24 protein-coding genes are annotated in these 23149 nt (G+C 40.5%); 9 read left to right on the top strand and 15 right to left on the bottom strand.

Annotation, left to right across the window (positions count from 1 at the left end; genetic code table 11):
- Positions 1-15 precede the first annotated feature (15 nt).
- Genes MKX60_RS14390 through MKX60_RS14380 form a run of 3 tightly spaced genes read left to right on the top strand, consistent with a single transcriptional unit; the run spans position 16 to position 4853 of the window.
- Positions 16-1143 (top strand): helix-turn-helix domain-containing protein, encoded by a 1128-nt coding sequence (locus MKX60_RS14390; RefSeq protein WP_341060147.1) that lies wholly within the window; start codon positions 16-18, stop codon positions 1141-1143.
- Positions 1144-1185: 42 nt separating this feature from the next.
- On the top strand, positions 1186-3027 hold the full coding sequence (locus MKX60_RS14385) for an ABC transporter ATP-binding protein (RefSeq protein ID WP_341060146.1): 1842 nt from the start codon (positions 1186-1188) through the stop codon (positions 3025-3027).
- Entirely contained in the window at positions 3024-4853 is a 1830-nt protein-coding gene (locus MKX60_RS14380) for an ABC transporter ATP-binding protein (protein ID WP_341060145.1), read from the top strand. Before MKX60_RS14385 ends, MKX60_RS14380 begins: the two co-directional genes overlap by 4 nt.
- 42 nt (positions 4854-4895) lie before the next feature.
- Here MKX60_RS14380 and MKX60_RS14375 read toward each other — a convergent pair whose 3' ends face one another.
- Positions 4896-5831, bottom strand: a complete 936-nt coding sequence (locus MKX60_RS14375) for a LysR family transcriptional regulator (RefSeq protein WP_341060144.1) — start codon at positions 5829-5831, stop codon at positions 4896-4898.
- Between the two features lie 156 nt (positions 5832-5987).
- On the opposite strand from MKX60_RS14375, the gene MKX60_RS14370 reads away from it, so the two are divergent.
- Positions 5988-6605, top strand: a complete 618-nt coding sequence (locus MKX60_RS14370; RefSeq protein WP_042189861.1) for a histidine phosphatase family protein — start codon at positions 5988-5990, stop codon at positions 6603-6605.
- Between the two features lie 64 nt (positions 6606-6669).
- Here MKX60_RS14370 and MKX60_RS14365 read toward each other — a convergent pair whose 3' ends face one another.
- The gene (locus MKX60_RS14365) at positions 6670-6915 is read right to left on the bottom strand and encodes a hypothetical protein (protein WP_042189863.1); all 246 of its coding nucleotides are present in this window, start codon (positions 6913-6915) and stop codon (positions 6670-6672) included.
- A 138-nt stretch (positions 6916-7053) separates the two neighbouring features.
- The gene (locus MKX60_RS14360) at positions 7054-7605 is read right to left on the bottom strand and encodes a polymer-forming cytoskeletal protein (RefSeq protein WP_076286598.1); all 552 of its coding nucleotides are present in this window, start codon (positions 7603-7605) and stop codon (positions 7054-7056) included.
- 311 nt (positions 7606-7916) lie between these two features.
- Between MKX60_RS14360 and MKX60_RS14355 the strand changes: the two genes are divergently transcribed.
- The gene (locus MKX60_RS14355; RefSeq protein WP_341060143.1) at positions 7917-8828 is read left to right on the top strand and encodes a LacI family DNA-binding transcriptional regulator; all 912 of its coding nucleotides are present in this window, start codon (positions 7917-7919) and stop codon (positions 8826-8828) included.
- A 49-nt stretch (positions 8829-8877) separates the two neighbouring features.
- Positions 8878-10143, top strand: coding sequence for an MFS transporter (locus tag MKX60_RS14350; RefSeq protein WP_341060142.1), 1266 nt, complete (start codon positions 8878-8880; stop codon positions 10141-10143).
- A gap of 23 nt (positions 10144-10166) precedes the next feature.
- On the opposite strand, the gene MKX60_RS14345 is transcribed toward MKX60_RS14350, so the two are convergent.
- From MKX60_RS14345 to MKX60_RS14300, 11 genes are all read right to left on the bottom strand, one after another.
- A complete protein-coding gene (locus MKX60_RS14345) occupies positions 10167-10919 on the bottom strand; it encodes a hypothetical protein (protein WP_341060141.1) in 753 nt (250 codons plus the stop codon).
- Positions 10916-11404, bottom strand: coding sequence for a GNAT family N-acetyltransferase (locus MKX60_RS14340; RefSeq protein WP_076286594.1), 489 nt, complete (start codon positions 11402-11404; stop codon positions 10916-10918). Before MKX60_RS14340 ends, MKX60_RS14345 begins: the two co-directional genes overlap by 4 nt.
- A 14-nt stretch (positions 11405-11418) precedes the next feature.
- Positions 11419-12450 (bottom strand): aminoglycoside phosphotransferase family protein, encoded by a 1032-nt coding sequence (locus MKX60_RS14335; RefSeq protein WP_341060140.1) that lies wholly within the window; start codon positions 12448-12450, stop codon positions 11419-11421.
- A 23-nt stretch (positions 12451-12473) separates the two neighbouring features.
- On the bottom strand, positions 12474-13238 hold the full coding sequence (locus MKX60_RS14330) for an ABC transporter ATP-binding protein (RefSeq protein WP_042189875.1): 765 nt from the start codon (positions 13236-13238) through the stop codon (positions 12474-12476).
- A gap of 15 nt (positions 13239-13253) precedes the next feature.
- Positions 13254-15593, bottom strand: a complete 2340-nt coding sequence (locus tag MKX60_RS14325) for an ABC transporter permease (RefSeq protein WP_341060139.1) — start codon at positions 15591-15593, stop codon at positions 13254-13256.
- 45 nt (positions 15594-15638) lie between these two features.
- Complete coding sequence (locus tag MKX60_RS14320) at positions 15639-16262, bottom strand: TetR/AcrR family transcriptional regulator (protein WP_339242482.1); 624 nt, start codon at positions 16260-16262, stop codon at positions 15639-15641.
- A gap of 334 nt (positions 16263-16596) precedes the next feature.
- The gene (locus tag MKX60_RS14315; RefSeq protein WP_218640907.1) at positions 16597-17370 is read right to left on the bottom strand and encodes a permease prefix domain 1-containing protein; all 774 of its coding nucleotides are present in this window, start codon (positions 17368-17370) and stop codon (positions 16597-16599) included.
- 6 nt (positions 17371-17376) lie between these two features.
- Complete coding sequence (locus tag MKX60_RS14310; RefSeq protein WP_042189881.1) at positions 17377-17703, bottom strand: PadR family transcriptional regulator; 327 nt, start codon at positions 17701-17703, stop codon at positions 17377-17379.
- 156 nt (positions 17704-17859) lie between these two features.
- Positions 17860-18426: a 5' nucleotidase, NT5C type gene (locus MKX60_RS14305; protein WP_341060138.1), complete on the bottom strand. Its 567-nt coding sequence runs from the start codon at positions 18424-18426 to the stop codon at positions 17860-17862.
- Positions 18427-18513: 87 nt separating this feature from the next.
- Positions 18514-18711 (bottom strand): cysteine-rich CWC family protein, encoded by a 198-nt coding sequence (locus MKX60_RS31695; RefSeq protein ID WP_218640906.1) that lies wholly within the window; start codon positions 18709-18711, stop codon positions 18514-18516.
- 191 nt (positions 18712-18902) lie between these two features.
- Positions 18903-19790 (bottom strand): phosphotransferase family protein, encoded by an 888-nt coding sequence (locus MKX60_RS14300; RefSeq protein ID WP_076286589.1) that lies wholly within the window; start codon positions 19788-19790, stop codon positions 18903-18905.
- 119 nt (positions 19791-19909) lie between these two features.
- Between MKX60_RS14300 and MKX60_RS14295 the strand changes: the two genes are divergently transcribed.
- The gene (locus tag MKX60_RS14295) at positions 19910-20458 is read left to right on the top strand and encodes a MepB family protein (protein WP_341060137.1); all 549 of its coding nucleotides are present in this window, start codon (positions 19910-19912) and stop codon (positions 20456-20458) included.
- Here the strand turns inward: MKX60_RS14295 and MKX60_RS14290 are convergent.
- Entirely contained in the window at positions 20428-20958 is a 531-nt protein-coding gene (locus tag MKX60_RS14290) for a peptidase M56 (protein ID WP_341060136.1), read from the bottom strand. The genes MKX60_RS14295 and MKX60_RS14290 overlap by 31 nt on opposite strands.
- Positions 20959-21065: 107 nt before the next feature.
- On the opposite strand from MKX60_RS14290, the gene MKX60_RS14285 reads away from it, so the two are divergent.
- A complete protein-coding gene (locus tag MKX60_RS14285; protein WP_341060135.1) occupies positions 21066-21674 on the top strand; it encodes a methyltransferase family protein in 609 nt (202 codons plus the stop codon).
- 128 nt (positions 21675-21802) lie between these two features.
- Entirely contained in the window at positions 21803-23068 is a 1266-nt protein-coding gene (locus MKX60_RS14280) for an alkaline phosphatase (protein ID WP_341060134.1), read from the top strand.
- The last annotated feature ends 81 nt before the right edge of the window (positions 23069-23149 follow it).

Genomic DNA, 23149 nt, shown 5'->3' with positions numbered 1-23149 from the left:
GAAATATTGGAGGTTATGATGGAAGATAACATGAAAGACACCTTACTTTCGAACATAAAATTTGCGTACAACGAAGCTTTGGAATTCATTGTTTCTATGGGAATGATTGCTTGTGAAGAGCAGTTGCTTAAGGCAGCTGAGGATTACAAACTTGAAATGGACCCACAAGCGTTGTCTTATCATAAAGATGCACGAGCACGGTTGTCACCTCACTCCTACCGAGAACTTCAGTTTTTTTTCCAGTACAACTTTTTTCATAAAGCACTCGATTTTGCTTTCTATGAATCCATTTGCACTTGTCCAGAACCACAAACAGCTGAAGCATGGATAAATCGACTGGAAAAGAGTCCTGCAGAAAAGGTAGTCGCTGAAATGGTATATGGTGTGTATTACGATAAATTAGATGAGTTGCTAGAAGGAAACGATTGGGAAATCGTCAAGAAGGATACCCGCTTAATGGCTGAGCTTGTGGCAAGAACAAAACCGCAGCTGGATGTGATTGAAGCGCAGGGGCCATTACTAGAGTGCCTTGCTTATCCCGAAGAAACTAAGCTACGTTATATGCAGCTCTTAAACCAGTTCTACAAGGATGTTTTTTCACTTTGGAAAGAGGAGTTAAGAAGGGAGTCTGAACAAGCCTCTCAGCGTTATGAAGGTTTGTTCCTAGCGAATCCTGAAAGATTCATTCGTGATATCAACAAAAATGAACCTGCAGTTTATGATGTTCCCACTACTTTTCATGTCAGCTTTTTCTCACAAGTTGGGAATCATGTTCTCTTCTTTTACGCAGGAAGTTCTCGTATCGCTTGGGTTATATTCGGCATTTTTAATGATCATGTATTCGGACCAGCTGCTGATCGAGAGAAAACTGAACTTTTTTTAAAAGCATTCTCGGATAAACGACGTTTAGACTTCTTGCTGCTCTTAAGGAATCGCCCTCACTATGGACAAGAAATTGCATCAGCACTTGGCATAACGCCCGCGGCAGTAACTTATCATGCCAACTTCCTATTTTTTTTAGACCTTATCGAACTAAAAAGAACCGATCATCGATTATATTACCATCTTCGAATGGATAAATTGAGAGAATTACTTGCCGTCACCACAAAAGTCATGCTCGATGAGGAACCTCCTATCTTTTAAGTGAACCACAGCAAATTAAAACCATAGTGGGGAGGGTCTAAATTGAATGGATCTACAAACATAGAAGCAGACTCGATCAAAAAATCCAAAGTAGTTTCTAACACTTTTATGCGTTTACTGAAACTTGGAAAACCCTATTTAGGCTGGTACCTCATATTATGTCTCTTAGCTGCCGTCGTTTCCCTTGCAACAGTTGGGATAGCCGAATCTTTACGACGTATAATCAACGCTGCTACGAATCAGAACATGTCCTTTTTGATGTCTGGTGCTATCTTTGCTCTAATAATCGTTATTGTAGATGCTTTAGCCAGCTTCTTATTGACTTATTTATCAGGTGTGCTTGAATTCAAGTCGACCTCCAAGCTTCAGGTATCACTGCTAGCTAGATTATTAAACGTACAGATGAAAGATTTGGATCGTTATCATTCTGCTGATCTCATTAGTCGTATCAATGATTCTGCCCCAGCTGCTCAGCAAGGTATCAATCAGAAGACCATTGAACTATTCAGTAATCTGATGCAAATTACATTTCTCCTAACTTATCTGCTCTCACTCCAATATGTCTTAACGCTCGGAACTATATTGATTTGCTCGCTTGTTCCACTTGTGATGATTCCCTTCACTTCCCGCCTACGTTCCATGCACGAGCAAAGACAGCAAATTGAAACCGCTCAACAAATGTTTATTCAAGATACGGTACAGGGTGCTGAGGTTGTGCGTGCCTTCTCCCTTGTACCTAAGCTGCATAATCAATTCACACAACGTGTTAGGCAATATTTCAACATTCATTTACCTGTCACACGCTTAGAAGCTGTGGGCTATAATATGCCCTTTGCCGTTATTCTTAGTGGATTGCTATATGTTCTCTCCTACGGCGGATATCTAGTTATCCAAGGGAGATTGGATGTGGGAGCAGTGGCGGCATTTCTGATTTGTTTCGAGCAAATTACAAACCCTGTATCAAAGCTGGCTAATCTATGGACAGAATTACAAGCCTCGCTGGCGCAAGGTAAACGATTGTTTGAAGTCATTGATTTACCAGAAGAAGACGCAAGCCGTGAATGTAATCAGGAAGATTCTCATAAAGAAATGTCGATGAATAACAACCAAGCAATTAGTGGCTTGTACCCTATCACCTTTGAGAATGTAGGTTTTCATTATGGTAATCATCAAGTATTAACTAACGTTAATCTAACCATAGAACCAGGTAAAGTAACTGCGTTTGCCGGTCCTAGTGGCAGTGGAAAAAGCACCCTCCTTCAATTAATACTCGCAACCTATGAACCTAATGAAGGGGTCATCCAATCTGGTAAGTTGCCGTTAAGCAGCATTCCCCCTCGGTCTTGGCGTAATCATTTGGCTTATGTTTCTCAAGAGCCTTATCTGTTCACTGGAACTCTATATGAAAATATTGCATGGGGAAGACCTGACGCAACCTATGAAGAAATTATTAAAGCAGCAAAAAGTGCGGGGATACATGAATTTATTATGAGAACCCCCCTTCAATATCAGACTTCCATTGGGGAACGGGGCCATACCTTATCTGGCGGTGAAAGGCAGCGGCTATCTATTGCCAGAGCGTTTGTCCGAGCGCCTAAGCTTCTCCTTCTTGATGAACCCACAGCTGCACTTGATAGCCATAATGAGGAGATTGTCGGCCAGGCCCTGCAAGAACTCATGCATGATCGTACAACGGTTGTTATCGCGCATAGACTATCTACCATCAGAGATGCAGATCACATTTATTATATGGAGGCGGGTTCTATTGTTGAAGCTGGGACTCATCTGGAGTTAATGACTTTACAAGGACAGTATTACAATATGGTTGAGACCTCAATGAAGAAGGCTGATATTTCTACTCTGGTCAGGGAGGTAGAGATATGAATGAGATGGAATCCAAGAATCTAAAATTGGGGTATGCTCTGCGTAGATTAATCTCTTACGCTAGCCCTTATCGAATTGGATTTATTGTGGCTGTACTCCTGCTCTCTGCTAAACTCGTAATGGACATAGGATTTGCAGCCATTCAGCAAGTATTTATTGATACGATCAACAACGCCAATATGGATGCATTAACACGTATAACTGTAATCTGTGCCATTGCTTGTGTCATCATTATCTGCTGTCTTATGGTGCAGCATTACTTCCGCTTTGTTATGCAAAGTCGGATGGCTTGGGATATTCGTGCGAAGCTGTTTGATAAAAGTCACCGACTTCCATTCCGTTACCTTCAGTCCATGCATTCAGGTGATTTGACTTCTCGTAACACTAAGGATGCAGGGATGGCCATGGGGATGATAAACAGCATCGTATACGATCTAGGCTATAATCTACTTCTATGTTTCATTTCCTTTCTATATTTGGCTAAAATGGATGTCTGGATCGCCCTGTTAGCTCTTGGATCGGGTCCCCTTGTTTTTCTTTCCGGACGTTTCTTTGATCGCAGATTACGAAAATTATCTACTCAAATATATGCAAAAGAGGCGGAATTACGAGGAATCTTACAAGAAACGCTTCAAGGAATGAAGGTCGTAAGAGCCTTTTCGCTTGAAGAAACTCTCTTAAATAAATATGCGTTAGAACGTGAGCAGTTAAGAAGAATGCAGCTGCGAAAATCGCTTCTAAATGGTCTCTTATGGCAATCTTCTGCCTTTATCAACAATCTCGTAATGGTGACATGCGCCGCTTTAATTGCGTTATCAGCTCTAAGTGGCGGAACATCAGCAGGTGAAGTACTCGCTTTTATTATTTTGATGGGTAGGGTTCAATGGCCTTTTGTCCATATGTCTCAAACATGGGGAGGTGTCCAGGAGGCTTTAGGTGCAGCTGACCGCGTATTCGCTATACTTGATGCACCTGATGAAGGAGCTACTCATCCTTTGCCAGAATCCAGCTCATCAACATTCGCTTCCGTAGAGGTAGCTGCATTACAAATAGAGGATGTCCACTACAACTATTCGGGTAAAACGGATAATGAAGCCTCCCTATTTACAGGGCTTAATATTCATATACAACATGGAGAAACTATCGCGGTTGTCGGGCCAAGCGGGTCAGGGAAGACGACGCTCGTTCGATTATGTAATGGACTTTATGAGCCTACTGCAGGAAGCATCACGGTTTATGGAAAGTCTGTACATGATCAGCTTGAAGAAGCACGTGCAATGATTACCTATGTTCCCCAAACCCCTTATTTGTTCTCAGGAACTATACGAGACAATATCGCCTTCAGTTCTAGTACAGCTAGCGAAGAGGATATTCGAGAAGCCGCTCGGCTCGCAGGTGCAGAAGAGTTTATTACGAAGATGCCCCATGGTTATGACACTATCCTAGGTGAACATGGATCGACTTTATCTGGTGGACAAAGACAACGCATAGCCATTGCCAGAGCTTTTCTTCGTGATGCTCCACTCCTTCTTCTAGATGAAGCAACTTCCGCACTCGATAACGAATCTGAGCGAATGATTCAGCAATCTCTTGATTTGTTAATGAAGAATCGAACCACATTGGTTATTGCACACAGACTATCCACCATACGTGAAGCATCTAGAATTATCGTGTTAAATCAGGGTTCGATTGTTGAGGAAGGTACACATGAGTCTTTATTAGAAATGAATGGGCTATACTCACAATTATATAACATTCAATTTAAATCTTCTGAAGCAGAAGACATTAGTGCACCTGAGTTGCTTCAATTACATTCCAATCTTTGATCTCAGTTCAATGCATACATCGTAATTCATAAGTTATTTTAATTAAGGTGTATGCGTTGGAACCGAGTATAAATTATCCGCTTCTTTTAATTGTTTCATGACGAGCTTAATAAATGACTGGATATAGCTTTCTTGAAGCTCTTTCTTTCTGTGGCTCATCCATATCGAATGCTTTGAGATTACATTTTCCACTTCGACCTTGGCTAACATACCCTGATCAAGATAAGGCTTTGCTAACAACGCAGATACAAAACTAATCCCATAACCGGCAATCACGGCTTGAATAACCTCATTTACTCCATTAAATTGCAGTTCGATCTTCGGTTGTTGTACCTTTCTTTCTTCACATAATTGTACAATTCTCTCTCTGGCTGCACTACCTTCCTCCCTCATAATAAATGCCTCAGCCATCACTTCCTCAAAGCTAACCTCCTGCTTGGCTAAAGAATGATTTGAAGAAACTACGAACACATACTCGTCCTTGTACAACTCACGATGTTCGAACACCCCTGTATGATGAGAAGGAAACGCCATATCACTATAAATCGCCACATCTGCTTCAAAGTTATTTAATTGTTCCATGACTTCATGAGAATTAGCAGTAGAGATCTGAATTTTAACCTCCGGAAAAGATTGTTTGTATAATGATGCCCACCGGGGGATGAGTATGCTTGTGGCCAGGTAATTACCTGCAATCCGAATATGGCCCGCAGGAAATTTATGATAATCCTCAATAATCTGCTGTACCTGTTCACCCATAGCAAATAACTTTTCAAGTGGTTCGATCAGTTTTCTCCCAATCGGTGTTAGCACCATTCTCTTTCCTATGACCTCTAATAATACGATATTATTCTCCCGTTCAAATTTGCGGATCTGCGCTGATATAGCGGGTTGACTGATGTGCAAACGTTCAGAGGCTTTGGTCACACTCCCTGTTATTGCAACATAATAAAACAATTTTAATACATGATAGTTCATCCTGATTTCTTCCTAACTATATAAAATAAAATCATTGTTTAACGGACTTTCGGCTTTCTTACTATAACTATACATTATGAATATTAACTATTATATATTGTTTATTTATAATTATTTATCTTATACTTACAACTATTCAAAAGGGAGGTTTCGTTAATGAAAGAGACAGTATTATTTCTAACCCGTCACGGGCAGACCGAATGGAATTTGCAGAAAAGAATGCAAGGACATCAAAATTCAGCGTTAACAACCTTGGGTGAACAGCAAGCGGAATGGTTGAGAGAACGTTTGGAAGGTGAGAATTTAGGAGCCATTTATTCTAGTACTAGTCCAAGAGCATTGCATACTGCGCAGATTTTACGAGGAAATCGGAGTTTACCGATTCAACAGCAAGCTTCATTAATGGAAATTAACATGGGCATTTGGGAAGGAATGAACACAGATCAGATTGAACAAGAATATCCATTACAGTACACCCATTTTTTCACCAGACCTGATCTTTTTATTCCTCTAGCCCCAGGTGAGACCTATAGTCAGCTTGAACAAAGAGTAACGCCGACTATTGAGCGTATCATTAACGATAATGAAGGACATGAGGTACTTATTGTCACGCATCGGATGACCCTGAAAGTAATTATGGCTCATTTTCTCAATAAATCATTGCAGGAATTAGGGGAACTACCGGATATTCTCTCTACAGCATTGTGTAAAGTAACCCTAACTGACAACAATACAACCATCGATCTGTACGGCGATACTTCACATTATCAATGAATCCTTCTCAAAAATAAAAAAGGAAACTCCGATTTAAATGGGGTTCCCTTTTTAGACTTCAATTTTAAATTTCCACACTTTTGATTGTAAAGCTGCGGACCTTCATCCATTTTCCTGAAATAAATTCGTCAATTGTTTTCGTCTTCGGTCTAACACAAAAACGATGCTTGCTCCCTTTATCAAAACCAACCGCTTCAAAAATCAGGCCGTCACCTATTTGCTCCTTAAAGAACACTTGCTTAAGTCCCAATCTATTTAACATTTCAAGCTTTACACTTTCGATATATGTGCGTGAATACTCCTTAGACATATGTGTTCCTCCTAGTAGTGGTAGTAATATTATAAGTTCAATATTAAGAAAATCAACTGAAGATCACATAATCACAAAAAGAAAAAAGCCAACCCATAGTCTATGGATTGGCTTCTACTGTATAAGTTGATTACGAAATTATTTAACTTCTGTTGTTCCAGTCACTTTTCCATCAATAACAGCTGATGTTTTCAGATCTTCGCTTGCGAAATAGAGGTTACCATCAATAGTGGCGGTTTCAGGCAGAGTAAAGCCTTTCGCTTCTACATAAACATCGCCTTTAATCGTTCCGCCTTCAACTTTCAAATTCTCACTTTGTACTGTAAACTTTGGCACGGTTAGTGTATAAGTAGCAGTGATCTTGTGATCAGCATCTTGCGAATAAAGGGCAATCTTACGGTAGATGTCGCCATCTGCGGCTCCTTTATTTCGGAATTCTCCAGCTACAACAACCTCATCAGAAATCGTTACATCATTTAGAATCGCAACAATCCAGTTTCCATCTTTGCTAACAGCCTTAGTAAACGCATCTGCTTGATTCACGATCGAAGCTGTAGTGACAGCATCTGTCTGCTCAGCAGCCGGAGCTGAAGTTGCCGCCGAATTGTTTGCTTTATCCTCATTTGCTCCACAACCTGCCAATACTGCTACCGAAACCCCAGCCACTAAAATCATTTTAAATAGTCTCATTTTCGATTCCCCCTAATTTTGATTATGAATTAATTATATATTAAAATTCTTAATAATTAAGTGAATAATTTCACAAATTTGTGTCAATATCTAAAGCGGTTTCACAGCGCGCTCTCTTCCCGATTAAGATTCGTTCCCATGAGTCACACCTCTTCTCGCTGACTGATTTAGGTTCTTATATCTATTTACCCAAATTATAAAAATGAACACAAGCATCATTTGCTTCTTGGTATAAAGTCAATCGTTGACTCTTTTCAAGTGTTAATGATAATATTTGGAAATAAATATCTCAGCAAGGGAGAAGTTTACTGGTGAAAAAGACTACAATGAAAGACATCGCGCTACAAGCTAATGTCTCCGTTGCGACTGTAAGCTATGTTCTGAACCGCGTCGATAACCAAACCATTCCTGAGAAGACCCGCAATCAAATTCTGTCACTTGCCGAAGAACTTCATTACATTCCTAATCTAGCAGCCCGTTCGCTTGCCAATAAAAAAACGGGATTAGTAGGGGTACTTGTCCATAATTCTGCTTATATGCCACCTTGGAAACTCTATGCCCAATTCACATTTATTCGTGCTTTGGAACAGCGTTTAACGGATGCCGGATATCATACGCTGCTATATTCTCTTGGTACTGACCATCCTTCTCTGAATATCATCGTTGAAAGAAAGCTCGAAGCCGTCTTTCTGATCGATGTGCACGATGAATCCTTCTATTCGATTTCCAAACATTTTGTAGAAGGTATCCCCTTGATTTTGATCGACAGCATGATTGAAGATAAGCTGTTTAAGCAAGTTCTTTACAATTATCGTTCAGCTCTACGGAAGGTAATGCCGGAGGATCTTTCACAGGTTTGTTTAATTATGGAGAGCTTAAATAACTCCCTGCTCACTAACTTTATCCAAGATAGTCTTCCTTTACCTGAGAAAGCAATATTCAAAGTTCAAAATATGGAAGAATTGAATACAATCTTATCGGAGGGGATCTACAAAGAGGCCATAGTTATTAATGAGTTTATCGGAAGTTGTGTTGAAAAATCCGGGGTATTCGCACGTCTTTCTGTTCTATGTACCTGTAATTGCCCAGAAATGCTTGGAGAAGACGTTCAGAAATTCATATTCACTGGGGATAAATCAGCCACTGCTTTTGAACTAATGCAGGAGTTATTACATCGTCCTGACTACTCCAAACAAGAGAATAATCGTTATTTTGTTGATTAATTTTTTTTCGATATTCACTTAAGCGTTTAAGTCGAGAGGAGAGTTACCCATGACAGATCCTGTATTAGCAAAACATGCATCCACCACCGCTCAATCCTACCCAACCCTTTGGGGAAACCGGAGATTTATGCTGCTACTCAGCTCCTATTCCATTTCTTTGTTTGGAAATACCTTTCACAGCATTGCTTTAAGTTTATGGGTACTTCAGACGACCGGAAGCGCTAAAATGATTGCCATTATTACGATAATCAATCTATTGCTCAGTTCTTTACTCGGATCGATAGGAGGCACACTCGCAGACAGGATCAATCGCAGAACCATTATGTTAATCACTGATTTGATAAGCTGCGGTCTAGCAGTTACGCTTGCTCTGACCATTTCCATGTCTTCTACATCATTCATTATCGTGGCCATATTAACGGGACTTACGACAGTCTCAGCATTATTCCAATCCCCTGCGTATCAAGCTTCAATTACCACTGTAGTTGGAAAAGAACATGTGCAAAAAGCAGTCGGGATTCTGAACCTGTCGGAGAACATCTGTAGGACGATTGGGTATTCGGCTGGAGGTATTTTTGTAGCAAGTTTTGGAGCGGCAGATGCCATATTATTTGATGGAGCTACATTTTTAGTTTCCTTTCTACTAGTTCTTGCTGTCCGCTCCCTTCCACTCCCAAACCGAGTGAATACCGGACCTAAAGAAGAAAGAAAATTCACACAGGATCTTGCGGATGGCGTTCGTTATATTTGGAGATACCCCTTCGCCCGAGCAATAATCATCATGCTTCCTACGCTCACTTTGTTCTTTATGCCTTCACTGATGCTAACGCAAGTTATGGCCGTCAAAGTATGGAATTCTAGTCCCTTTCAGTTTGGACTCATGGAAGCCTGTATTCCTCTAGGTTATATGATTGGTTCCAGCATGATCTTGTTTCTCGGCTCTAAATTAAAGAATCGCGGCTTCTTTATCATGACTGGACTGCTATGTCTGGGTCCCCTGTACCTCCTGCTATCGTTCGTCACTACTGCTGCCTTAGCCATTCCCATCATTCTTCTAATTGGCTTTATGTTCTCATTCTGTACATTGCTGATAAATACAATCCTCAGACTGGAAGTTTCGGAGGATATACAAGGTAGAGTCTTCGGTGTATTAGGCTCCATTATGAGTGTAGCACCCTCACTTGGTCTTACAGCTGTTTCATTCCTGTCCGATCACTTCAGTCCAGCCCCTGTCATGGGTTCCATCGGAGTCCTGCTACTACTGTTTGCTTTATTAACCTTGACCAAGTTAAAGGTGATTCGAAATTATAAGTAATTTTAGAACATATCTTATGACCGTTATCGCCCATTTTTCCTAATAACGCGCCTATTATGAAGCTCGATCAGTAATTGAACAACTATAATGATCAATAAGAAGATTCCCACGACACCTGTTAAAAATGGATAAATTAGAGGGAAAAATACACTTGGATAACTTTTAGTAATATCCGAATAGTAGCCCATACCCATAAGTGATGTACCCGAGAACTCGATAAGCTTCACCCCTAGATGATTGTCACTTCTTTGAGCATAACTCAGCATCTTTTCTTCTATACTGCCGTCATGTGAGATCGTGATTATTTTCCATTTTCTCTTTTCCATCGGCTGACTATCATCTGTAAGTCTTTGGACTATATTAATTTCTTTCTCGCCAGTCTTTCGATCCGTAACAGTAAGGATATCTATCCATGAGAAATATCTGCTTCCTCGTTCCCGATTAGACAACCATATTTCATCAGGGGTTGAGATTTTTTGACCATTTAATAAAAACTGAACATTCACAATATCTCCAGGCGGGACACTCTCCTCTTCATCCCAAAGTGTCAACTCTGCTTTCCTGCCTGTATTTTCTTCTTGGATCTTAATATGCTTATCATCAACCGTTAGTTCTTGAACGTTTAACGTGTTATACCCTTTCTCAGCATGGTTGATCTCATAACGCTGATTGATTTGATCTGAAATCATATACTCACGGATATAGTTGAACAATGGGCTGAAAGAAATCGCTAGCAAGAAAAATGAAATCACCGATAAATAAATTATTTTTTTCATAATGAATCCTTGTGAGCGATCGTCAGCTTGAAATTTTGTCTTGAGCCACCTTCGAGGCCATTTGGAACCCCATCCTGCAAAGGAAAGAAACCAAACTTCTGATAAAATCTTCTAGCAGGTTGGCCCTCTGGATGATCCTCACCAAAAGTAGTAACGAATATCTCTGCTGGGGTTTCGATACTTTCGATAATATAGTTAAGAAGTACTGTCGCTACACCCTTATTTCTCTCTATTGCTGAAACAGATAACCACCCAATCTTGTAATTAGGGGCATTGGATGAAGAGAATAACACAGCTCCAAGTAATCTTGAACCTGGCGAACCATTGTTTTCTCGTACACAAAAAGCGCTTTGTCGTCTGATATTTTTTTCTAACGCTAGAGTGAAATTCGGATCATCTACCATCGGCCCAAAAAGGGACTCCACCTCTGCCGCCAGCTCCAGCCATCCTCTTATATCCTCCATAGTAGCGTTTACTACATTCATATATAAGTTCTCCTTTAGTAGTCTTGGTTACACCATTCGATACACTGAGGAATAAAGTGATCATAGTCATTTAAAGCAGTGATTGTATTTATTACTTCACGGGTTCCAAGCTCTCGCTCCGCATCATCTGTACTCTCCAGTCCGAGTGATCGTCTGACATTATAAGCTAACCATTCTAGCTTCCCATGAAAACCATAGTTTAGCCCGTCGGACCAGTTAGCATAAATCTCGCCACCTTGCTCCCGATAGGTACTAATGAGCGTGCAGAAAGCATCTTTGCTTACACTTCCCGATTCAAAGCCTGACCAATAAAGGGCTACATCTATTAGCTCTTGGGTTGGATGGATAGGTCCTGCTGCTTCCCAGTCAATAATAACGGGTATCTGATGCTCATCCCATAGTACATTTTTTTGATCTAAATCCCGATGGCTGATAATCATATGATTTAATAATTGTTCCGCTGAAGAATCTACAAGTTGTTCCCAATGATTTATTTGGTTCAGGTTATCTATTAGCAAGCTAGACCATTCCAAACCATCCTGTTTTGCTTTTAGTGCATATTCATTCCAACGAACAGTGGATGTATTTACTGCCTCAAGATTTTCATTAGGATGATGATCAAGAAGTGTAGCGAAATCGATCTTATGAATTTTAGCAAGGTTTTCGCCAATCTTTTTACAACACCCTATATTAATACCTCCTGATGGCAATGCCTTACCTTCGACCCATGGAAATAATAAATAGAATTGACCCTCGAATTCATGCATAAAACTATCTTTGGACACGATAGCTGGTACTGCATTTATCCCATTTTGATAAGCCATATTTGCAACCTTTTCAGAAAGAGTATAGTTGTTCATGGCTGTATCCCGATGCATAATTTGAGGATTTAGAGCTTTCACTGCATAGAGCGCTTTGTCCGTTTGTAGACGATACATTCTGTGTAGAAGACCACCTGTTACCTGTTCTGGTTCATTTTTTAAATGACCTAACCCGTATTTTGCACATAGCATTTCGAAATTTAAGTTATAATTCAGATTTCCCATGTTATGTATCCCTTTCCTATCAATCAGAATCCCAACTTCAATAACCAAGCCGACAACTTCTCTTCCCGCTCTTTTAAGTCCCCATTTATGCGATTGAATTTACCAAGCCATTGCTCAGAAGCTATGCTGCCATCCAGCATATACAGGACACGTTCTGCCTGAGCAGCGACTTTCGCATCATGTGTAGCCAGTAGAATCGTTGTACCCGTCTGATTAATATCTATTAATATCTCCATAATTTCACTAGCAGCTTTAGAGTTCAGTGCACCTGTTGGCTCATCACCAAATAGAATATCAGGCTCATTGATGATTGACCTGCAGATCGCTGCTCTTTGCAGTTGTCCACCCGACACTTGTGTAATATCACGCTCAGCGAGTGCGGAGATTCCGGTTTTTTTCATTAACTCAGCGGCTCTGTTATTGATGGTTCTACGACTAACGATTTTAGCTCGATAAGCGGATAAGATGATATTGTCCCGAATAGTCAGGTTTTTTAAAAGATGCATCTGCTGAAAAATAAATCCCATTTGATTTAAACGCAGTTCAGCTAATTCACTCTCAGAAAGACCACTGATGTCCTGCCCTTTAAAAACAACACTTCCTGAAGTCATCCGGTCCATACCGCTGATCGTATAGAGCAATGTTGATTTCCCTGAGCCAGAAGGCCCCATTATAGCTACGAATTCTCCCTTTGATACCTGTAGATGAACATCTTTTAATACCGTCTGCGGGGTTCCTTGCCCGGTTACAAAGGTTTTATTTAAACCCTTCGTCTCTAATATGAACATACTACCACCTCACCCTCATTCGACAATCAGTTTAGATAAATTGGATTTCTTCATCGATATCGTGCTTACTACGGTTGTGAGTGCTACAATGAGCATGAAAAAAAGAGGGAGAACAAGATAAGCTATTACCGGATTAACTACAAACTGTATTTGGGATGCTCCCATAAAGGATCCGAGTAATTGAGTGAATTTTTGACCGATGGTATTAGCTGCAAAGGTTCCGAGAATGATTCCAAGACCAGAAACCAGTAGTAGCCTTACCTGATATTGCTTTCGAATATCTTCTAACGTAAAGCCAATGCTTCTCAAAATTGCAATTTGCGAGACGTCCTTCGCTAGCAGCATTTTTAGAAATAAAGCTGTAATCAATACTGAAATTGATATCGAGATGGCAATGGATAAGCCAGTGACCAGCTTTAATTGGCGAATCGTATTCCCGAGCGTCTGAGATAAATAGCTTTCTAGATGAGTAACTTTGGCTGGATAAAATAACTTTGCATATTGATCCATTTTCTCCTGAACGGAAACATTCGGATTCACATCTAAAGCTACGATATACCATAGCACGGACTTCGGGTCATAAGGTAATCGGGCTTTTGCAGTTCGACCTCCATTCGTTATATCTTGGTAGATCCCGCTAACCGTCAATTTTTTCGAAGTGCCATCTACCTCCAAAAGAACGCTATCCCCAACCCTTTTGTTCCATTCCTTGGCATTCAGATCAGAAAGGGCAATCTCATCCCCACTTTCAGGGGTTCCTCCGTTAACATAGGTGAGCGGAAAAATAGAGAAATCTCCTGTTTCAACATTAATATTCTCCCATACGCCATCGCTGCCTAGCACTTTAAATCGAGAAGTAATTAATGGTGAGAATTCAGCTATATCGGAGTCCTTATTTAGCGTCGTTATCAGTTCATTAAATCGCTTCTCTATTTGATCAGATGGCTGTAAATCGATTCTCATGTCACTCTGACCTACACCCATATAAGAAATAAACCGAGGGGACTGAAGGGTATTTAATATATTCACTGGCACAAGAATGATAAACAGACAGATCACAAATACGAAGAATAGCAATCCGAATATGGTGAAGCGTCCATAAACATCCTTTAGGCCAAGAAAAACATTCACATTTATATGCCTGCGCTTACTCAGCACCATTCTACTTTTATTGCCTTTCAACTCCCCCACAGTCCCTGACCTTAAAGCCTCTACTACTGTTATACGATTAAACCTTCTAAGAATAACTCTGCAAAAGAACACAATCATGCCGAAGATCAAACCGACCGCTAAGACTGGAACAATAGGCTGAAGGATCGTTTTCGGAGCAGTCCCCAAATACAATGTGATATTCGCTGTAAACAATCGCACCACACCCAAAGATAATAAATATCCTAGCAGTGAAGCGCATGCTGCCATCACCATATATTTTGCCAAATAGATCCTTCTAATATCTCGCTGTGAGATCCCAATTGCTTTCATGACGCCAATCTCTCTATAATCCTCCTCTAAAGTCGCGATCATCGTGAACCTTAAACATAGGACGGCAATAATCATAAGAAGGATACTTACCAAAATAATGACAACTGCAATAATCCCATCTGTCAGCGCATTCAGCGTCTTAAACAAAGGATAGTCTATCATTGGTCCTTTAGCGGGCATATCTGAGGATTGATAGATATTCCGGAACTCGCTAAGTCTACTTAAATCGGTGATTTGAAATTCAATTAAGTACTCAACTTCTCCATGGTTCTTCTTAAGTACATTATAATCCGTGTCATTTACGACAAAGCGCTTAGAGCTAACAATAGCTGGATTCATTTGGATGTCTCGAACAAAATCCGTAACAATAAATTTTTGATCTAACTGTCCATTGGAAAGGGTAACCTGATCACCAATGTTCAGATCATTCTGCTTCATATAATAAATAGGAACTGCGATTTCTCCTTCAGCTACCCTAATCACTTGATTCTCTAAGTTCAGCAGCAAATCAAATGATGGGTTCTGCTTAACAAAACCTATATCCATTACGCTGTTCTCTTCCGACTTATTGCTGTTACCCAAGACAATCTTCGAGCCATCTATCCTTAGCATTTCTACTGTCTGTTGATTCTTAACAAGTGGATTTGTAGAGGCGAATTTTTGAATACCTGCGTTATCTATTGGACCAGCATGCATTTGAACAAAATGGGGAGCCTTTGATTTATCCAGCAAATGACTTAAAGAACCGGACAATTCCATAATGACTTGAGAAGCACAAGCAGCAAGTAACGCCGATAACATCATAAAAATAAATAAGACGATCGTTATGATTTTATTTCTTTGAAAATCTTTTTTCACAATTTGTAGCAGCATTGACGATCTCTCCCCTACGTCTCATTCATCCTCCCTGCACGGACCTTACTCAAACATTTGCGTTACGTAGGAAAAGCTTCCTTTTTCAGCTCCCAACGTAGTCTCCATAATATAAATAAAGCTCTGAATTTTGAGAATGATCTCTTCCGGCTGCCACTTGAAAATCCCTTCATCCAATAAAAATTGTGAAGCAACCAACAGAAATTCCATCGTTTCTTTAGGATAAGGACAGTGAAACAAGCTCTCCTCGATTCCCTGCTCAATCACCTCTGTCAACACAGGTGTTAGCTTCAAAATAGTTTCAGCCAAGCTTTTCTGATGGATTAGTGCATTCTCAGCTTGATGAAACTGTTCAATCATGTGACCTTTTCTCTCCGAATCAGGTTTCTGTGCCATTATGATTTGTAGTAGCTTTTCATGTACGGAGAGCTTTGAATCAGCAGCAATGATCTTCGCAACGTCTACTCCAGCATCGATGAATCGTGTGACCACTGCTTCCATAACCTCCTCCTTCGACTTGAAATAATAGTAGAACGTGCCCTTGGCAATCCCGATCTCCTGCAAGATGTCGTTCACTGTAGTTCTCGCATAACCTTTCGTAAAAAAAAGCATTTCTGCCTTATCTAATATTTCATTTCTGCGTTCTTCCGCTTCTTTGGAAATTCTCATTTATTCTGAGTCCTCCTTTTTATAGACCGACCGTCGGTCTATTCCATTTAAATACATTTAATACATCATGTCAATGATGTTCCAGCAAATTGGACAAAAGAAAAAAGGTAACCTCCAAAGGATGAGGTTACCTTAATGTGCAGTCAGCATAATCAGGAGACTTTTTTGCGCTTTAGAATATGATACACATTGCTGAACATACCGGACAGGATGCCAGCAATTGGGAATACAGCCCAGTTAACGTCCCATCGCCCATAGACAAAGCCCGTAAACAGAAAAATCGCCGTCGCCAACGGCCACAACACAGCCCTCTCACAAATTGTTCTTTTCCCTTCTACTTTGCATCGATATGTGGCTCATTCAGTAGCTTCGTATAAGTTTCTTGGATATTTCCATAATAGACGAACAAGAACACCGCAGTTGCTGCAATCACTAGAAAGGCAGAAACTCCATAAGCAGCGAAATCATCGTTGACATAAGAAGTTGCGAAGATAAAGGTCGGCGACAGCACACAAAGACAGACGCCCACAATCAAAGCAAGGCGATAAGTCGGAGCATAAAGGGCTTGACTGCGCTGAAGCGCCGTTTTGAGCGCATAAGGTAGCTGAAAGCCTTGCTCTAGACTTTCGAAGCGCTCGAGTTTCATGCCGCTATAAATGAACATCCCAACGGCCACAGCGACCAGCACGAACATTCCGACCATCCCCAGCATCGAACCTTTATCAGCCATATCAGCATTATTTTCAAACAATGTACTAAGAGTAATCAACAGCGCCACCCCGCATGCGCAGAGAAAAACACCGAGACCGGTCCATAATCCAGAGCTACGTTTGGCAGCCGCATAAGCATAAACCTCTTCTTCACTAAGCATGGGCACAGTCTTCTCCTGTCCGGCTGGACGGATGCCTAGCTCAGCAGTCAGCTCCTCAATATTGCCGAATTCCGAAATAACGATACCGATCGCCTCATTCTCAGACTTGCCATCCCGCTTCAGCTCCAGGTACTTATCTTCCATCCCGGACAGCAGCTCCTGCTTCAAATGCTCCAGTTCCGGAGTCTTCGGTAGACCCGCAAACATATTATCCAGATATACTATGATCGTCTCCATGCACTATCACCACTCCTTGATAAATTGGTTTACAACTTCCTGCGTAACCTTCCATTCCTCACATTTTTCTCGGTAATAGGCGAGACCCAGCGGGGTAATCCGGTAATATGTGCGCCGCTTGCCAAGACTCTCATCCAGATAAAAGGATTCAATGTACCCGTTCTTCTCCAGCCGGGTAAAGGCGGAATACAGCGTTGTTTCCTTCATGACATACTTCTCCTGAGTCAGCTGCCTGATATTCTTAGAAATCTCGTACCCGTAGGATTCCCCATCGAGCAGCATGTAGAGGATCATCGTATCATTGTAACCACGTATAACATCACTGCTGATCAAAAATGGTACCCCCTATGATTACTTCATCTGTCGTAGTAGTTGCAGTATACCATAATTACTACGACAGATGAAGTAGTCACGAAAAAAATAGGCAAAAAAATCTAAAAAGCATAAAAAAAGAGAATTGCTCTATATGAGCAACTCTCCTCAAATCAGCTAGTCTCTTGAATTTCCAAAAATCTGATCAATCTTCTCTTTCGCACCTTCCCAGGAGGTCAATAATGGAAATCCATATTGTTCACGAGCTCTCAAATTCCATGGATGCGGAATACAGAGTACTTTCCTTCCGTCCTGCAATGCAGGAACCAAGTTGTGAACCCCGTCATCGATCAGAAGATCATAATTAATAAGATTCTTTCGTTTGCATGGGAAGAAATTTTCGATGGGAATAAACGGCATATGCTTCTGCAGCCAGTTCCATTTTTCAACAACTGCATTGGGCTGGGCCGCCGTAACAATAATAACATCATAAGCATTGTGCAGCTTCTCCATTTCACCTACAACATGCTCGTCGAATAATTCAAGCTCCTCATATAAACCAGGCCGCCCATAGAATACATCTTGTGTACAATCTGGATGACGTAAATGATCCGTATTCCAATCAAGCATTTCCTCGTACTTCAGTACATGAGTGGGGAAATCATTGTTGTTATGGTATATAGCTCGTTTGACTAGATGGCATATCGTGTCATCCATATCAACTGCAATTATAGGCTTTCTCATCTGTGTCCCCCATATGTTTTTTTATATTACTATTTAAGTATACACAATATAATTACTGTTTTCGTCTTGAGTTAGTTAAATTTCAATTTAATGTTTTTTAAACGCCTCTACGCATCTTTGACAGATACAGGCTTTACCTCTCAGTTCCAAAGGCACCCTTTCTAGTAGTTCTGCAGGAATTTCCGTATGAAAACACCAACAATCACCACTATTAGCACCACAATGATTTAATTCTTTACATAAAGGACAATACCGTTGTTCAACTTGTTTATTTTTTATTTCCAAAGCTTCTACTCCCCCATACGATTAAACATTTCACTTCTATTTATTTACTTTTCTTTTCCTTGAAATTCAAATACTTCCTTCATAACCGCCTCTGAACATTCTAAGTCTAGCGTTACCAAGCATAGGATTATTCAATAAAGCAAGCACAGCACTTCCCAACATGCAATAAAGTCATTTCACATTTTTTCCCATCAATTCATTCCTTCTATAGACCTTTGCAATACCTCTATACTTTCCTGAAGAAATGCCTTATTGTTCTCAATCCCTCTGGTTTTACACCAAACTACCGCACTAAAAGCATCATAAAAACTATAAAACGGTATTATAGCTTCCAGATCAAGTAAAGGACGAACCGATTCGTAGCCTTGCACATAAGGGAGCCGTGTTAGCGGGTTCACTTCCCAGACGTATCGGTTTATTTTTGTAAAATCAATTTCAGAGGAACCACCACGAGCGCTCTCGTAATCAATTATACCAACGACTTCATTATCTTTTATTAATATATTGCCTGGTCGAAAATCCATATGAACAACACAAGGCCCATCAGGTTCAGGTAACGCCGAATATACGCTATCAAAGTGAGTAATACATTTCTCAAATAAATCAGGATGAAGGAGTTCCTTACAAGGTTCTTTCCACTTTTCAAAATTATTTTTCAGGTATAATCTCCAGCTATTGTTCTCTACCATCTGAAAACCATCGGATCCATAACATCCATACGCTGGCATGGTAACTTCATGAAGCATGGCATGATAATTACCGATTTGAAACGCCAGACTCTGATCAATGTTACTCGTACACGGCACCCCATCTATAGCGGAGAGAAGCAATGCACCGACACTTCTATTATCTCCGTCCCAGAAATCCAATACTTTTGGAACAGGTATAACACCCTTTAGTCTTTCAAGCATCTCAAATTCGCGAACCAGTTTATCCCTGTTGTATGGAATTTTCACGTATACGTTGTCTAGATTATTAAGAGTAAGTTTATACACTTCAGAACTAAACGACTCTGGAACAGACTCTATATTCAAAACACTCAGCTTAAAAATTTCAATTAATTTATGTATGGATTTCATACGACTACCTCCAGTCTCAAGGGAAAGGTGCTCTGTTCACGGTTGTGAACTCCCTATTCTTGCATTAAGATAGAGAACATTAGGAGTTTCTAAGGAACTCAACCGGGAGATTTGAACAGATGAAATTTAAGAATCACAGCTTTTCAGGTATCATTCATAGTGATCTGCTTGCTACCCAAGAGCTTGTATATAACCCGTGTAATCTTGATTGCTCTGACCTCATTCATGAACCACACAATGCTGATTATGGGGCGTATATATTTAATTTAAACGCGCTATCCATTAGATTCCGTGTTGCAAAAATCACACCTACAAAGATCGGGCAGTTTGTCACGTTATGGGAGAGAATTGGAGATGGCCCCATCCAACCCTATGATATATCAGATACTGCTGATCTCTTCGTTATAAGTACGCGCAATGAGAATCACTTTGGTCAATTTGTATTTCCAAAAGCTGTGCTAGGTAAACAAGATATATTATCCAATAAAGGTGAGGGTGGCAAAAGAGCACTACGAGTGTACCCGCCATGGGATAATCCCACGAGTCGTCAAGCTCAAAAAACACAAAAATGGCAGTTGGAATATTTCCTAGAAATACCGGTAATTAAGCCAGCAGACTTTCTTCGTGTGCAAACACTTTACGGTTTTCCAGTAAATCGAACAGTCTGACCTATGTCCTCCACATGTTTTATATCCGCCCATAAAATAAAATAATTGTACAAAGAATCTCCTATTTTCACCGCTTCTGGATATTTCAAAATAATAGCGGCCTGATGATTCCATTCCTCTTCCTGATCAGCAGAAGGCACAATCAATCGTGCTTTCTCTTCCGCTTTTAACCCCTCTAGTGTCAGTTCAATGATTTGTGGATCAGAGCCATAAGGCTTCAGTTGATGAAATGCATCCTTGTTTGCTACTTCATCGATGGATAACCCCTCTCCAGAAATAGCGGATAATTGAAAAAATCCGTCGTTCCCCTGATACCTCTCAGCATATTCTGGATTCACTTCCCACTCGGAGGGATACTTCAAAGTGACTTTATACTCTTTTGAAGTATATGTTGACAACCCCGATGGCTTGACCAGCATTCCGATTCCAGTACTTACTAATGCAATAGCCGAAATAATCAGGACCCCTAACCACCATCTTTTATACGTTGACGTCTTCACATTATCCCCCTAAATCAATATTTAGTTGACATGCACAGCATCAGGAAATAAGATATAAGCAAACATATGAGCAATCATTCATATGTATTAGTGAGGAGGAAATTACAATGAGTAATCTAAAAAATATCCTATCCCTAATTCTTTTCTCCATATTCCTTATTTCTTACCTTTTGAAGCTCCTTATACTTTACAAAAAGAACCACATTAAAGGAAACGTATTAGCTAAAGGAAATAAACGATCTATGATCCATTATACCGAGCTGTTCGTTAAGACTACTACTTTTGTGTGGGGAGCAGCGTGGTTTACGTTTTCCTTAGCGGAGTCATACATAGTTACACTAGTAGGAGAACATTTTAATCATCCGGCGATTCACTTTATCGGCGTTGGTGTAGTAACCCTCGGATGTTCCATTTTCATACAAGCAATGATTGCCATGCGTACTTCGTGGAGAGTTGGGATTGATAAGTCTACTGTAACAAAACTCATCACGCACGGTATATATAAATTTAGTAGAAATGCCGCATTTGTCGGTTTTGATCTCATGTTTCTTGGATTGTATCTTATGTATCCAAATTCATTAACACTAATTATATTCTTTCTTAACATAGTAGCCATTCATTTACTTATTCTTCAGGAAGAGCAGCATTTAAAATCTGTATTCGGAGATGAATATATTCAATATTGTAATAATACACCTAGATATATTTTATTTTGAAATCTTACCTACTGTAAATCCTATCCTTTCAAGCACGCTACAATTTACATTTTTTAAAATATCCGAAAACATTCTCTTAATGTAATTACTATAGTATGAGGTTGTAAACATACATTAGGAGGGAAATTATGAAATCACCGAAAAAGTACGGCGTTAAGACGGCAATTGTAGCGACTGCAGCAACTGCTCTCTTCGTTTCCAACGTAGTCACTACACAAGCACCAAATCAGGCCAATGCAGCTTCATCAAACACAAGAAATGTGATTCTGTTTGTCGGTGACGGAATGGGTACTGCCCAGCGCAATGCCATCCGCCTAGCTACAGTAGGTGAAAAAGGAAATCTAGCGATGGATTCTATGCCATATGCTGGATTAATTCATACAAGCTCCACTGTCCCTGTTACAGATTCAGCTGCTTCAGCCACAGCCTATGCCAGCGGAGTCAAGACTTATAACGGTGCCATTGGGATGAATGCAGATAAAAAGTCCGTACAAACCATTATGGAATATGCAAAATCAGCAGGGAAATCTACAGGCGTTGTAACTACCAGCCAAATTACTGATGCTACAGGCGCTGCCTTCGGTGCTCATGTTGAAGATCGCTCCAAACAAAGTGATATCGCTCTGCAGCTTCTGACCAAGAGCAAAGTTGACGTTCTTCTCGGTGGAGGCGAAGACTTCTGGTATCCTGCTGGGAATCCAGGTAAGTTCGCAGATGAGCCAGCTGAAGATCCTTCAGAGAAGAGCAAAGGTACGCAAGGGAACCTTGTAGACAAAGCTAAACAGCTTGGATACTCCTACGTAACGAACAAAACCGATATGCAAAAGGCGAAAAGCGGCAAGCTTCTCGGGTTATTTGCAAATGAGGAAATGTTCCAGCAAAAGCCAGAGGGTGAAGGAGATATCTACAACCCGGTTGTATCCCTGCCTGAAATGACGAAAAAAGCGATAGACACGCTTGCAGGAAATAAAAAAGGATTTTTCCTGATGGTTGAAGAAGAGGGTACTGACGAATTTGCACACCAAAACAATGCCAAGATGACGATTAAAGCGGGACAAGAGTTAGATAAGTCCGTACAGATTGCCAAAGATTTCGCTAAAAAGAATCCGGATACCCTTGTCCTAGTTCTCGCCGACCATGAAACAGGTGGATTCTCTATTGAAGCCGTAGACGCTGAAGATGAATCAGGTGACGGCATTTCCAAAGAAGATGGTCCGTTTGCCATCGCTAACTCTAAACAGAATTTCGTTGTAGACTGGACAACTTCAGGTCATACAGCAGTGGATATTCCAATTACGGCCATGGGCAAAAACGCTCAGTTGTTTACAGGAGTATACGAAAATACCGAAGTATTCACTAAGGTTGCGCAAGCCATGGGCATTAAAGTGAAATAAAAAGATCGAACAACATAAAAGACTAGCCAGACTTTCTGGTTAGTCTTTTTGATTGATGAATCGCAATCCCGGGTTCTCCCT

It is taken from the genome of Paenibacillus sp. FSL R5-0914, assembly GCF_038004525.1.
In the GTDB taxonomy this organism is placed as follows: domain Bacteria; phylum Bacillota; class Bacilli; order Paenibacillales; family Paenibacillaceae; genus Paenibacillus_AQ.
Note: the sequence above shows the minus strand (reverse complement) of the source record. Positions and strands in the feature narration are given on the sequence as shown.